Source organism: Fulvivirga ulvae, assembly GCF_021389975.1.
GTDB lineage: Bacteria > Bacteroidota > Bacteroidia > Cytophagales > Cyclobacteriaceae > Fulvivirga > Fulvivirga ulvae.
Window position 1 is genome coordinate 3,920,960 of record NZ_CP089981.1, and the last position, 14,357, is coordinate 3,935,316.

The following is a 14,357-nucleotide window of genomic DNA, read 5'->3' on the forward strand; positions in this document are numbered from 1 at the left end:
GAAACTTCGAGATTGAATTTCAATACTACTATGAAAACAAAAATAGCATTACTTTTTGTAGCCGTTTCATTGCTGTCGGCTTGTAATAACAACGAAAATGACTCTGTCGAAAGCCTCGTGGCGCAAGGAGACCTGGAAAAAATAAGAGCAAAAAAGGGAGAGCTAACTGCCCAGGTCAGGAGATTGGAGAAGGAATTATCGCTTCTGGACTCTGCTATTGATGCAAAGAGCACAAACCATAAGATGCCATTGGTTACTACCTATAAAATTGAGAAGAAGACTTTTCAGCATTACATAGAGCTTCAGGGAGATGTAACCACAAAGCAGAATGTGCTTGTATACCCTGAAATGCCAGGTACTTTGCTTAAGATTTATGTTACTGAGGGTGACAGGGTAAGCAAAGGACAGTTGCTCGCTACTCTGGACCATGGTGGTATGGCCAGTCAGTTGCAACAGCAAAAGACACAACTGGCTCTGGCTGAAACTACTTTTGAGAGACAAAAAAGGCTATGGGAGCAAAAAATCGGAACGGAAATTCAATTCCTTGAGGCAAAGGCCAGGTATGAAGCCCAGGCAGACGCTGTCAGACAGTTGCAGAGCCAGTTAGATAAATACTCTATAAGAGCACCTTTTAACGGTATTGTAGATGACGTAATAAAAGACCAGGGAACAGTGGTAAGCCCTGGCCCGGGGTCTGAGATCTTTAGAATTGTAAACCTATCAGATATGTTTATCAATGTAGATGTGCCGGAGTCACACCTTACCAGTGTTAAAGAAGGTAAGAAAGTCCAGGTTTATTTTCCTGTGCTCAATGATACCATTGATTCAAAGGTAAGACAGGCCGGTAACTACATCAACCCTAATAACAGGGCATTTAATGTGGAGGTGCCGGTACCAAATAAGAATGGGCAGATAAAGCCAAACCTTTCTGCTAAGGTATTTATCAACGATTATACCAATGAGGAGGCTATTCTTATTCCGCAGGGTATTATTTCTGAAAATGCCGAAGGAGAGCAATATGTATACGTAGCTACTGAAGTGGACAAAGAGAATACCGCAGTAGCTGAGAAGAGGATCATATCTACAGGCAAGTCCCAGGGAAACCTCGTGGAAGTAGTAGAGGGATTGTCTGATGGCGAATCGCTGGTAGATGAAGGTGCCAGAAGAGTGAAAGCAGGACAGGAAGTTCAAATAATAAAGCAAATAGCAGAATGAGCAAACAACAAAAGAAAGTAGATAAGGAATTTTGGTTCTCATCATGGGCCATAGATAACGCTTCTGTGATCTATGTTATGATCGGAATTTTCCTGGTCGTTGGAATCTCTTCTTACTTTTCAATGCCTCGTGAAGATTTCCCTGAAGTAAAGGAGACTAAGATCTATATAAGTACTCCTTATCCTGGTAATACTGCAGAGGATATTGAAAGACTTATTACTGATCCTCTTGAAGATCAGTTGAAGAACGTCAGCAATGTGGTAGAAATCATTTCTACCTCTCAGGAGGATTATTCTATTATCACTGTAGAATTTGATGAGAATATCTCTGTGGATGCTGCCAAGCAAAAGGTAAAGGACAAAGTAGATGCTGAAAAGGCGGGAGAAGACTGGCCTTTGTTTAACGGGGCCAAGGTTGAACCCAATGTTTTTGACCTGAACCTTTCTGAGGAGTTTCCTATCATGAATATTAATATTTCAGGAGACTACCCTGTTGACAAGCTCAAAGAGTTCGGTGAATACCTTGAGGATGAAATAGAAGATTTGCCGCAGATCAAGGAAGTGGACATTCGCGGTGCGCAGGAGAAGGAAGTTGAGGTTGCTGTTGATATCTACAAGATGATGGCTGCTAAAGTGAGCTTTGACGATGTTTTGCAGGCTATTGGCAATGGAAATACCACTATGTCTGCGGGAAATTTAAAAACCAACGGGCAGCGCAGGACGATAAGGGTACTGGGAGAGATAGACGATCCTAAGGAGCTTGAAAATTTTGTTGTAAAACATGAAAACAATGCTCCGGTATACCTGAAGGATATTGCTACTGTGAGTTTTGAGGCGCAGGATAAAACTACCTTTGCGAGGGAGTTTGGCCACCCTGTGGTAATGCTTGATGTGAAGAAGCGTGCAGGTAAAAATATGATTGAAGCGGCTAACAGCATCAGAGAGATAATTGATGAAGCAAAAGCTGAACATTTTCCACCGGATATAGATATTACCATATCAAATGATTCGTCTTCCAAAACCCTTAATCAGGTGGAAGACCTGGTGAATAACATCATTTTCGGGATCATACTGGTTGTTACCGTGCTCATGTTCTTCCTAGGCTTCAGGAATGCCCTCTTCGTAGGTTTTGCTATTCCTATGTCCATGTTTATGTCATTTACCATCCTGTCGGCGTTGGGCTATACGCTCAATACCATGATACTCTTTGGGTTGATCATGGGACTGGGGATGCTGGTTGACAATGGTATTGTGGTAGTGGAGAATGTGTACAGGCTTATGGAAGAGGAAGGCTATAGCAGGATGAAGGCTGCTAAGCAGGGGATAGGGGAGATTGCTTTTCCTATTATTATATCAACAGCTACAACTGTTGCTGCATTTGTGCCGTTGGCTATGTGGCCGGGTGTGATGGGAGAGTTTATGAAGTTTTTCCCGATCACGTTATCGGTTGTACTGGGGTCATCGCTCTTCGTAGCAATTTTCATGAATTCAATGCTGGTGTCCCAGTTGATGGATACTGAGGATAAAGAATTAAAGGTAAAGCAGCTCATCAGGATCACTGTAATTTTGGTAGGTCTGGGAGCAGTGATCTTTATATTTGGAGGTGCGGTAAAAGGCCTGGGTACACTTTTGGTCTTCACGGCCATCATGTTCTGGGTATACAAATACCTGATCAAGAAAAGTGCACTTCGTTTTCAGAGAAGAACACTCGTGAAGTTTGAAAATTTATACGAGAAGCTGCTTAAGCATGCTTTAAGAAAGCGCAATGTATACTGGTACTCTGGGGTGATGGTAGTTCTTCTGTTTGCAGCCTTTATGTCTTTTGGTATTTCGGTAGGCTCAGGTAGAACGAAAGTTGAGTTTTTCCCTGACAATACGCCAAACCAGATCATAGTCTATATAGAATACCCTGAAGGTACGGCAATTGAAAAAACCAATAAGATTACCAAGGCGATAGAAGATCGGGTTTACGCGATTATCAATGACCCTGAATATAAAGATGGAGATTACAATTATCTTGTTGAGTCATCTGTGTCGCAGGTAGGTGAAGGTGCGGGAAATCCGCAAACTGATGGAGGGTCGTCTGCCGAGATGCCGCACAGGGCAAAGATAACCACTTCCATGCGTGAGTATAAATACCGCAGGGGCAAGGACTCTGAAAAGCTGCGTCAAAAAGTGCAGGATGCATTAAAAGGGATTTACCCCGGCGTGGTTATTTCGGTAGAAAAAGATGCCGTAGGACCTCCTGCGGGTTACCCTATCAATATCGAGCTTGAGGGACGTGATTATGATGAGCTGATTGCTACAGCCGAAAATATGAGGAACTTCATCAATGGCAAGAGTATTGCAGGTATTGATGAACTGAAAATCGATGTGAACAGGAGTAAGCCTTCCATGCAGGTGAGTGTTGACAGAGAAAAGGCCGGAGAGCTGGGAATAGCTGTAGGGCAGGTAGGAAGCCAGCTACGAAGATCAATCTTTGGAGAGAAGGCCGGTGTCTACAAAAAGCACGGGGAAGACTATGATATCAACGTTCGTTTCAATGAAGATATTCGTTACAACCCAAGTGTCATATTTAACCAGAATATTACTTTCAGGGATCAGTCAACCGGGCAGATAAAAGAAGTACCCGTATCTGCAGTGGCCTATAAGAAAAACACATCCGGCTTTAGTGCTATTAAACACCGGGATACCAAAAGAGTGGTTACGGTTTACTCCGCTCTTGCACCAGGTTATACAGATGCAGGGGCTATTGTATCTGAGATACAGGAAGCTATGCAGTTGTACAAAGGTCTTCCTCAGGGCATTAAGATAGACTATACCGGGCAGATTGAGGAGCAAACCAAGCAGATGACCTTTTTGATGGGTGCGTTTTTTGCAGGTCTGGGGCTCATCATGTTGCTTCTTGTATTCCAGTTTGGGGGTATTTCAAAACCTTCTATTATTATGATAGCAATCTTCCTCAGTTTTATTGGGGTATTCGGAGGTTTGATATTGACCGGCTGGCCTTTTGTAATTATGATGACCATGATGGGAATTATATCCCTGGCAGGTATTGTAGTAAACAATGGCGTGGTACTGCTTGATTACGCCCAGCTGTTAATAGACAGGAAAAAAGTACAGTCTAACATGGACGATGAAGACATGCTGGATAAGGAAGAGGCCAGGGCACAAATTGTTAAAGCAGGGAAAGCACGACTCAGGCCGGTAATCCTGACGGCTGTGACAACTGTACTCGGTTTGATACCGCTTGCCGTTGGTCTGAACATTGACTTCTTTTCTCTCTTTGGAGAGTTTGACCCGAAAATCTATATAGGAGGAGACAATGTAATATTCTGGGGGCCGCTGGCCTGGACTGTTATCTTTGGTTTAATAGTCGCTACGTTCCTTACCCTTATTATCGTACCGGTACTATACACTATAGTATATAGAATAAAATACTGGTTCTATCAGAAGCGTATTGCGAGAAAGGAGCGAAAGGCAAAAGCTAAGGCAAGTGCAAATTCAAGCTCAAATTCGAAAGCCGAAGCTGAGGTTGCTTATAATGTCTGATAAATCTAAAATTTGTTGACTGAATGAACAAGGTGTTGTTGGTATTGGGGTCATTTATAGTGTTGTTTCTAATCGACTGGTATGTTTACAGTGCCATATCGTTGCTGATTAGAAACAGCACTTTACTTACGCGCAATATTGTCCGGTATTCCTATTGGGGTATTACGATGATAACCTTCCTGGTTATCGTGTTTTACAACTTTGGTAACCCCGAATGGTTTAAGGGGCAGTCCAGAAGTCTGATATTTACAGGGATATTTATCAATTACTTCTCTAAACTTTTTGCCGTTCTCTTTTTGTTTAGTGATGATCTGGTCCGTTTGGGCAAATGGGTGGCCACATTTTTTCAAAATCCGGAGCCTGTAAGCAATTCAAAGGGAATATCACGCAATGAGTTTTTGGTAAAAACGGCGGTTGTAGCGGGTACCTTACCTTTGGTAGCTATGAGCTGGGGCATTATATCGGGAGCCCATGACTACAGAGTTCGGAGGAAAACCATCTACCTGCCTAATCTGCCCAAGTCATTTGATGGCATTCAGATAGGACAACTCTCTGATATACATTCCGGTAGTTTTTTTAACAAAACTGCGGTGAAGGGTGGAATAGAAATGCTCATGGATGAGAAACCGGATGTAGTGTTTTTTACCGGAGACCTGGTGAATAATGAAAGCAGTGAGGTGAAAGATTACATCAACATTTTCGATAAAGTAAATGCTCCCTTAGGTGTATATTCCACTACGGGTAATCATGATTATGGTGATTACCGCTCATGGTCATCTCCCAAAGCCAAACAGAAAAACTTTGATGACTTAAAGGAAGCTCATAAATTAATGGGGTATGACCTGTTGATGAATGAGCATCGGATGCTCGAACTCAACGGTGACAAAATAGCCATACTGGGTATAGAAAACTGGGGTACAGGAAGGTTTCCTAAATACGGAGATATGAATAAAGCTCATGCAGGTACCGAAGAGGCTCCCGTCAAATTGCTGCTGTCGCATGATCCTAGTCACTGGGATGCACAGGTGCGCTCAGAATATCCCGACATTGACCTGATGTTTGCAGGGCATACCCATGGCTTCCAGTTTGGTGTCGAAATTGGAGACTTTAAATGGAGTCCGTCTCAATACGTATACAAACAGTGGGCAGGCCTCTATACTGAGGGCAATCAGCACCTGTACGTTAACCGCGGCTTTGGCTATATCGGCTACCCCGGAAGGATCGGGATGGCTCCTGAAATTACTATTCTTACATTGAAAAGGGCTTAGCGAAATGCCCTTTTCTTTTATTTAACCTCACTCATCAGACTGTTTTCTAAGACCCGTTCGGGGCTTTTTTCCTGCTACTACATATAAATATTTTATTTATTTCATTTCCAATGCAGCGTTTCCGGCTAACATTGCATTTTATCCATAGAAGGAATTTTAAAATCAATTGACGGAAACGGAGCTAATCAGATCATGCAAAGAGGGAGACCCTAAGGGACAAAAATTCCTTTTTGAAAAGTATGTAAATCCAATGTCAAGGCTGTGCCTGAGGTATCTGTATAATGAATCTGATGCCGTAGAGGCTATGAGTGAGGGATTTGTCAAGGTTTACAGGACAATACAAAAATTTCAATATTCAGGGGAAGGCAGCTTTATGGCGTGGATCACAAAGATTATGGTTAATGAATCGCTGATGTATTTAAGAAAAAGCCGAAAACTACTCTTGAATACAAATTTGGATGAAGCCGGTCTTCATCAGGTCACCGATTCCTATGTGGAAAAATTTGAAGCAGAATACTTGTATGAAGCTATTAGAAAGTTGCCTCATGGCTACGGTACTGTTTTTAACTTATATGAAATAGAGGGGTTTAGCCATAAAGAAATAGCGGATCTACTTGGTATTACAGAGAGCTCTTCGCGGGCACAATTGACAAGAGTGAAGAGCCGCTTGCGTGAATTACTTGAAAATAGTTTAAACCAATAAGCAGGGCAATGGACAAGATAAAAGAAAAATTGAAAAAGCTGGACAACTCCTTTCCTCTTCAACAATATAACCATGATCAACTGTGGAATGCTATTGATAATAAAATCAATAAAAGGAGAAAAGTAAGGCAGTTTTATCTGACGTATGCTGCGGTTGCTGCTTCTCTTTTGATTCTGGCGATAGTATTGACAAAATCGATGAATACAGATATGACCTATTCTCAATCGGAAGATATGGTTTTTCATTCATATGAAGAGGCACCTGAAGTTGAGGAGGCTGAGTCTGAAGCTATTGAATTTATCAAAAGGAGCTGTGTTGCAAATCTGCCTGTTTGCAAAACCCCCGAGTTTAAGGAATTGAGAAAGGAGCTTGACCTCTTAGATAAGGAGATTAACCAGCTCAATGAAATGATAAATCAATATGGTGAAGATGAATTATTGATCAAATCGAAAATTAAAATCGAAAATCATAAGTCGGATGTAACCCGAAAACTTGTACAAATTTTAATAGCATGAGGTTAAACTATTATTTAAAATACCTTGCAGTTGCCAGCGCATGCCTGATGAACGATACTTTCTGCCTTGCCCAGCAAAAAGTACATGTAGTAACCAGGCATGTGACCAAGAAGCTTGATTATCATAAAGGCGAGGAATTGTTAATGCTGGCAGAGAAGTCGAAAATGGACATTTCTACCTGGGACGAGAATTATATTGAGTTAAAAATTGAGCTTACTTCCCGGCATACTAAAATTGAGACAGCAAAGGCTGAGCTGGACTATCTGAAATATAGTATTGAAAAGAATGGTTCCCGGTATTTGGTAAAGAATTACTTTCAGGCAAGTGATAGGTTTACAAAAGTGAAAGGGAACCTGTCCACCTCATTTGCGGTGAAGGTCCCCCGCGGATGCCCTTTAACTATTACTAATTTATATGGCGAACTGGTTGTAAGGGACCTTGCGGCCCCATTAAATGTCAAAATCCGCTTTGTGGATATGCAGATGTACGGGGTAAATGGTAAAGTCGAATTGCAATCCTATTTCGGAAATGTTCGCATTAAAGATACACAAGGACAACTGCACGCCAGGCTGGAAAAGACAAAAGCTTACCTGTATGGATTTGCAGGACAACTGGATATCGAAAGCAGCTATGGTGAGGTGGAAGTAAATGGCTCAGGACATTATACAAGCTTTGACATTGTAGGGGAAAGAACTGCGGTGACCATTGCGCTTGAGTCGCTCCAACTTTATAATTATCGGCTCTCAGCTTTTGCCACTGACATTTTTATCCCGGTGGAGATGGGAGTGGTTCTTGATGAGAACAAGAACCGGAGCTTTACAAAAAACAATGGAAATAATAACACATGGATCAATATTAAAACAACCTATAGTCCTATAAACCTTAAACCTAATAATGATAATGTTAGCAAAAAATAACTTCAGATCGATAATATCGGTCTGTCTACTCCTGGTGGTACCTGCTTCCGTTTATGCCCAGAAAGATAGTGTAAGTGTGACCAGCGAAATAGTCGATATAGAAAACCCGGACACATACTGCTATTTTTCTACAGCCGATTACGAACAAAAAACTATTTTTAAGTTGAGCTCAGACAATTTTGGATATACCGGAGATTTTCAAAGGATACCCGGGTTTCATGTGTCATTTGAACGCAAGCTCTCTGCCACTTTTTCTGCTGAGCTAGGCATGATCACTCCTGTAGATCATGAATATACCGTATTTGCCAATCTCAGATACTACTACAATAAAGGAAGAAAAAGGAGGCAACACTCGAAAGATGGTATAGATAATTTCAATGGTAGCTATTTTCTATTGGGAGTTTACAGGACCATGCACTTTAATAACTACTCCGAGTCATATTATTCAAATATTCTCAGGCCTGAAGATCAGAATTTATATACCTTACTCTACGGTAAGCAGCAAAAGGTGGGGAAATGGGGATTTATTGATGTTGCAGGTGGACTAAGTTACATTCCTCAACCCAGTATGCTGCGGTTTGGTATGAACTTTAAAGTTGGGCTTGGCTATGGGAAACTTTCCAGGGCTAACAATGACTTGCAGTCGTCAAAGTTTGAGGCTAGTAATGATGACTATGCCGACAAAAAAGGGCTCTTAAAGATAGCAAACCCTATAATGTTTATGAGCATAAGCGATGGATGGTACGCCGGCAGCATGGTAGCTTATGAAAGAAACCTGACAAGTAACATTTCAATTGTTCCTATGCTGCGCTTTTCTGTCTCAGATATGAATCAGGAGTTCAATTTACTCGATGGTAAGGTAATGAAGCATGAGTTTAAGGGAATAAGGATAGGCTTCGATTTGCAGGCGAGATATTTTTACAATAGAAACAAACGAATGAGGTCAGGCTGCTTAATAAAAAATTTCACTGGAAATTATTTCTTCATTGAGGGAGAAGAGTTATTGTTATATTATGATATAGAATCATATTTCAACGATGGCATTGAGGCAAGATCCAGCCATGAGAAGGGTGTTGAAAGCACCTTATCAAGCCTGCTTATAGGGTGGGGCACACAGCAACGATTGGGCAAAAGAGGATTTTTGGATTTAGGTGTTGGCTGGCGGTATATCAATCAGGAATACCCCGTCAACCTTGGTGTCAACGCCCAGGTCGGGTTACTTCTAGGGAAATAAGAGATTGTTTTTTGGCTGCCTTATAATCAAGGCAGCCTTGTTACAGATGGAGACTAATAGGCTCTTTCTACATCACCGGAGCCGTAAACTTTTTTGGTGACTGATTTAGTATTACCCTTGTGTTTGATTATACCACTGCCATAAATCTCAGCATCCAGCGTATCACTTACTTTGATTTCACATACTCCCGACCCACTCACATGTACTTCAGCTTTTTCGAGCTCGCAGTCAAATGCATGAAATGAACCGGATCCGGTAATGGAGACATCATTGTCAGAGGCATAACCTTTGATAGCAATGCTCCCCGAGCCGGATATCCTGGTTTTGAGTTCACGCCCTTTTACATCCAGGTCCATGCTTCCGGAACCTGTAACGGCCAGGTCGAGATCATTGGAAGCTATAGAGTTTTCACTGACGATCTTACCCGAACTGTTTACCTTCAGTTCATGTACATCTCTCATACTTACCATAAGCTTCATGGTTGGAGAGATTTTAATGTCATCGATCTTGGCCCAGACACTTTTATTTTTTTCGTCTTTTTTGCGCTGTACGTTGATGTGTAGCACACCATCTTCCACTTTAAACTCACTGATCTCGTAGATTTCTGTCAGAGCTTCTACTGCTACCTCCTGTTTATTGGTTTGTTTCAGATAAACGGTATAGTTAGAGTTGACATAAATGCTGTGAAAGACAGGAAGTTCCAGTGTTTTCCGGGTGATTTCCGGACCAATAGGATCCTTATCCGTTCCGTACAGGCTACAGGCGATAGCCAGAGTAGCGAAGGTTAGTAGCAACTTTAGTTTCATTGGTTTTAGCTTTAAAATTGAGTTTAGAAGTTACCACTTTTAAGGCACTTTTAAAACCCATTATAACCATTGAAACTACGGGTTAACCTATTCTTTCACCCAGTCGTCTGAAGAGGACACGCCAAGACTGCCATTTTTATACTCCATGATAAAATCGAGCAGCACCTCTTTTCGGCAGCCCTGGAAGCTGGTATTGCTTACGCTTTTCATCAGTATGGGAAATGAGCGTCCATACTCGCGGGAGAAGCTTACTATACTATCATTGTCGTCAAGCAGGAAGCCCCACTCTATCTTGATGGCGTCCTTTTTACAGCCCGATGGCGCAAAGCCGAACACATCATAATTGTAAATGCCGGTGCCATCCTCATGTAGCTCCAGGTAGCCGGTCTTGTTGCCCGCATAAGTGCCATAAAACTGAACAGGTACGTCATAAGTGGTTTCCACAGGCTGGCCATCATATTCGATGATCCTGTGTTTTTGGTTAGTACCCCACAAAGCCAGAAGACTAAAAGATAGTAGTAGTGAAAATTTCATTAGAGTTGATTTATCAGGTTTACTAAACTACTAAAGTTTAATAAACCTGAAAAGCTATTTTCTTAAAATGGCAGATCGTCTTCATTGCCATCGGTGATCCAGCCTGGCTCTTCCATCTGGTCCATGCCGCTGTCTGCTGCCGGGGGTGGGGTTTGGCCTCCTGATGATGCACCTTCAATTTTCCATGCCTGTAGAGAGTTGAAGTATTTTACCTCACCTTTAGGGTCAGTCCACTTTCTGCCTTTCAGGTTAAAGTAAACATCAACTTCATCGTTGGCTTTATAGCTATCCAGAATGCCACATTTGTCCTGGATCATTTCAAATTTCAAATATTCAGGATACTGAGGGTTTTCAGCATATTCCAATACAAATTCTCTCTTTTTAAATGAGTTGGATACTTGTTGGGTATCCGAGATTTCTAAAATTTTACCCTTTACGTTCATTGATCTGCTTTTATAAATTTTATCGTAGGCAAAGTTAACAGTGCTGCCAAGTTTATTAAAACATTAACGCTTTTTTCTGAATATAGCTGTGAAAATTATCACAAAGAGGATGGCGCCAACAATCATGACTAATAAAGTGGAGGAGTCTATGAGTTCAACTGCATGCATGTTATGAAAATTACTTATGATTTCTCAGGCAATAGTAGTTATTTCCTTACTGCCTAACACACTGAATAATACTTTAATTTACTTTGCCGGATTAAAATTTAATCCTTGTTTGGAGTTTCATATCCGTCTTGATATTTCCTTCAATCTTTTCAGGCCCTGAGCCAATAGACTCGATCTGCCGATAATGTGTGCGGGCAAATCTTACCCACAGGTCTATTTTTCGAGTAGCTTTATACTGTAAAAGAATATATTGGCGGGTGCCTTGCCCACTGTATGGTGGTATGGAGAATCCATACAAGACATCTCTTTCGTAGGCGTACTGTCGGTTATCATAATCTTCTGTGTCAAATAACGCAAGGCGACCACCTACTCTGATTTTATTCAGGTCAAGGTTTACATCCTGTACTATGGCAAAGCCCTGGGTTATCTGCCCGTAAGCGTTATAATTGCTGAATTGTATTCTGGATTTTAGTGAAATGATTTTGTCGGGCTTATAATCCAAATTAATAATATAGCTTCGTTTCAGGTTGTTTTCGGGCACCTTTATTCGGGAAGCATTATCGGATCTGTTGCGAGCCTTTGACTGTTCTCTGAATTGTACAAAGAAATGTGTTCTTCTGTTTGGCTTATAACTTAGCCTTCCGAGGTATTCATAACCGTCAGATGGAGCATCTACTCTATATTTTAACCAGGGGAACGTAAACCTGTCAAAATATGCAGTAAACTGATATTTTCGGGAGGGCTGATACTTTAACCCCCAATAAACACCCTTCTCATTTTGATTAGACCCTAATTCCCCGAAGGCTTGCCCGTGCAAACTGTGAAAATTTCTGGCGTAACTTCTCAGCAACATGGAAGTTTGCAGACTAGGAGTTAAATGGGCTATAAAACCTCCAACTGCGCCCAGTCCGCCACTACCTGATCGCCCTGTTTCAGCAAAAAAATTAACATTCTGCCAGTTGTAATTACCGGATATGCTCACGCTAAGGTTATCCTGGCCATAAAAATCAAACTGTTTATAGGGCTGGCCTGATCCTATGATGGGGGCACTAAAAAAATCAGCGACCATGGTTATATTCGCTTGAAGATTGTGGTCTTTGTCGTGGTATAGAATATTGCTGCCAAGTGTCTGGTGCACAATCTGATTATTGGCGGTAAGTTCACTAGCTGTTCGGTGCATCCCTGTTACTTTTACAGATCGTGTAAAAGGGTGCTGGCTTACCAGCGTATCTTTTTCAAGCAGCGCATCATGGGCAACTCTTGAATAAAAACCGCTGTACTCCAGGTGCCTGCTTAATTTATATGTGGCAGCACCACCCCTGAAATAATTGCTTTCTATGGTTGATGTGAAGGGGAGAACACCAAGATTTGACCTTCTGTTTGTGGTGATGGTTTCCGGGTTTTTTCCGATGTTGAAACCTGCCGCTAAGAGTAAGCTTTGCCCAAACTGGACTTTATAATCACCCAGTACGAGGTTTTTAAGCCTACCCTTATCCTGTAATTGGAAATGAAAACTATAGAAATCTGCCCCGTATCTGCCTGTAGATTTGTCAAAAGTAAGAGCTTCACCGGCATCTTTTTCAGCAGTCAGGCCAAGACTGAAATCATGGGCGTGTCTTACCCTGAATTTTAGCAACAGCTGGTCGGGAGAACCCGCATACCTGCTGTTACCTTCATCATTTTCAATATACCCTTCTTGCTTTTCGAGCGTCCTTTGGTATCTCAGTAAAAGATAGTTGTCTTGTTCGGACCATATTCGGCTTAATAATGATCTGGTGTCGGCCTGAAGTCCGTCGTCCGTAACTCTGACAAAAGGTAGAAGTTTGTAAATGGTGGAGAGGTCAAAACCGGGAATTGCCTGCAATTCATATATTGTTAGAAGACGTCCGTACCTGACTTTGTAATTCACAAAATTGGAAACCTGCTCTTCCGTGAGAATAAAGAGAGATCTTAACTCCTCAACTGAGGCTTGGTTGAGGTTCAAAGGATGACTGTAGTAAAGGAGAAGTGTTTCATATAGTTCTCCATCTGCTTCTTCATCCTGAGCCCCCAGCGAGCTCTCTATGATATGCTGGAGATCAGGCTCTATATGTGAGTTCATCTGTGCGGTAAGTGAAGTATGGAGAAATAGCAGCAAAATAATTAACCGGAGTGGTGTCATTGCACTTTTTTGATTAAGTAAGTCACAGCTGCCTGATGACTATAACCTGTTTTTGGGGTTATGGTAAGGGCATAGTCTACGTTCAGTCGGGTTAGCGCAAGGCCAAGGCCAAAGTAGCTGACAAATGACTTTGTTTTTATTCCTGTTCTTGCAGTAAACTTTTTGAAAAAAATGTATTCCAGCCCTACACGCAGTGCGGCGTCAAGATCTATATCTTTTTCAACTTCTGCATTTAGAAATATTTTATCAGTGGGGCGAAAAGACAATCCTGCATTCAATATCGTGGGAATCCGCTCATCCTCAAAGTCTGATAATTTAGCCTGGTTGATGTTTCTGATTAGAGCGCCAAAGTACAGGTTTTTCCCAAGCTCAGCTATACCGCCAAAGTCTAATGCCAGAATCCCTTTGACTCCGAACCCTTCAATATGGTATTGGATATAATTAATGCGTGCTCCAATACCGGCCAGCCCAAAACGATTACCATAGCTGATTGCTGCGGTTTGCTCATTATAAAGGTCATCACCAAATCTGAAAACAGATATGCCCATTCCGCCAATAGATATGGTAGAGGTAATGCCTGCCCCCATTGAATTAAAGCCTTCTACACCATATTTGTTTTCAAAAGCGAATATGCCATTCACACCTTCACAACCATATAGCCCGGCCGGGTTGTTAAATAATGACCAGCTGTCATTTAATGCTACAGAAGTATAGCCCATGGCCGCGGCACGTGCACCGATTTGAGATTGCCCGTTTTGAGCTTTGCAGAAGGAAAGTGAAAACAGAAAGAGAAGCACCCCGTATAAATGTTTCAAAGCCTGAATGTTATTAGGTTGAATTAT

At 41.7% G+C, this 14,357-nt stretch carries 12 protein-coding genes; 7 read left to right on the top strand and 5 right to left on the bottom strand.

Annotation, left to right across the window (positions count from 1 at the left end; genetic code table 11):
• The first annotated feature begins 30 nt into the window (after nt 1–30).
• The 7 genes from LVD17_RS16770 to LVD17_RS16800 all read left to right on the top strand — a co-directional run bounded on the left by LVD17_RS16770 (nt 31) and on the right by LVD17_RS16800 (nt 9,403).
• Nucleotides 31–1,215, top strand: coding sequence for an efflux RND transporter periplasmic adaptor subunit (locus LVD17_RS16770; RefSeq protein WP_233760165.1), 1,185 nt, complete (start codon nt 31–33; stop codon nt 1,213–1,215).
• Entirely contained in the window at nt 1,212–4,766 is a 3,555-nt protein-coding gene (locus tag LVD17_RS16775; RefSeq protein WP_233760166.1) for an efflux RND transporter permease subunit, read from the top strand. Before LVD17_RS16770 ends, LVD17_RS16775 begins: the two co-directional genes overlap by 4 nt.
• 23 nt (nt 4,767–4,789) lie before the next feature.
• Entirely contained in the window at nt 4,790–6,034 is a 1,245-nt protein-coding gene (locus LVD17_RS16780; RefSeq protein WP_233760167.1) for a metallophosphoesterase, read from the top strand.
• Between the two features lie 166 nt (nt 6,035–6,200).
• Complete coding sequence (locus LVD17_RS16785) at nt 6,201–6,737, top strand: RNA polymerase sigma factor (RefSeq protein ID WP_233760168.1); 537 nt, start codon at nt 6,201–6,203, stop codon at nt 6,735–6,737.
• Between the two features lie 8 nt (nt 6,738–6,745).
• On the top strand, nt 6,746–7,252 hold the full coding sequence (locus tag LVD17_RS16790; RefSeq protein WP_233760169.1) for a hypothetical protein: 507 nt from the start codon (nt 6,746–6,748) through the stop codon (nt 7,250–7,252).
• Nucleotides 7,249–8,169: a hypothetical protein gene (locus LVD17_RS16795; protein ID WP_233760170.1), complete on the top strand. Its 921-nt coding sequence runs from the start codon at nt 7,249–7,251 to the stop codon at nt 8,167–8,169. Before LVD17_RS16790 ends, LVD17_RS16795 begins: the two co-directional genes overlap by 4 nt.
• The gene (locus LVD17_RS16800) at nt 8,153–9,403 is read left to right on the top strand and encodes a hypothetical protein (protein WP_233760171.1); all 1,251 of its coding nucleotides are present in this window, start codon (nt 8,153–8,155) and stop codon (nt 9,401–9,403) included. The genes LVD17_RS16795 and LVD17_RS16800 overlap by 17 nt, the downstream gene beginning before the upstream one ends.
• Nucleotides 9,404–9,456: 53 nt before the next feature.
• Here the strand turns inward: LVD17_RS16800 and LVD17_RS16805 are convergent, their stop codons facing one another.
• The 5 genes from LVD17_RS16805 to LVD17_RS16825 form a co-directional block, all read right to left on the bottom strand.
• Nucleotides 9,457–10,209: a head GIN domain-containing protein gene (locus LVD17_RS16805; protein ID WP_233760172.1), complete on the bottom strand. Its 753-nt coding sequence runs from the start codon at nt 10,207–10,209 to the stop codon at nt 9,457–9,459.
• 87 nt (nt 10,210–10,296) lie between these two features.
• Nucleotides 10,297–10,743 (bottom strand): hypothetical protein, encoded by a 447-nt coding sequence (locus LVD17_RS16810; protein WP_233760173.1) that lies wholly within the window; start codon nt 10,741–10,743, stop codon nt 10,297–10,299.
• 62 nt (nt 10,744–10,805) lie between these two features.
• A complete protein-coding gene (locus tag LVD17_RS16815; RefSeq protein WP_233760174.1) occupies nt 10,806–11,186 on the bottom strand; it encodes a DUF3127 domain-containing protein in 381 nt (126 codons plus the stop codon).
• A 259-nt stretch (nt 11,187–11,445) separates the two neighbouring features.
• Nucleotides 11,446–13,455 carry a ComEA family DNA-binding protein gene (locus tag LVD17_RS16820; RefSeq protein ID WP_233760175.1) on the bottom strand — a complete coding sequence of 670 codons (2,010 nt, stop codon included), beginning with the start codon at nt 13,453–13,455 and terminating at the stop codon, nt 11,446–11,448.
• A gap of 56 nt (nt 13,456–13,511) precedes the next feature.
• Nucleotides 13,512–14,330 (bottom strand): PorV/PorQ family protein, encoded by an 819-nt coding sequence (locus LVD17_RS16825; protein ID WP_233760176.1) that lies wholly within the window; start codon nt 14,328–14,330, stop codon nt 13,512–13,514.
• Nucleotides 14,331–14,357: the final 27 nt, after the last annotated feature.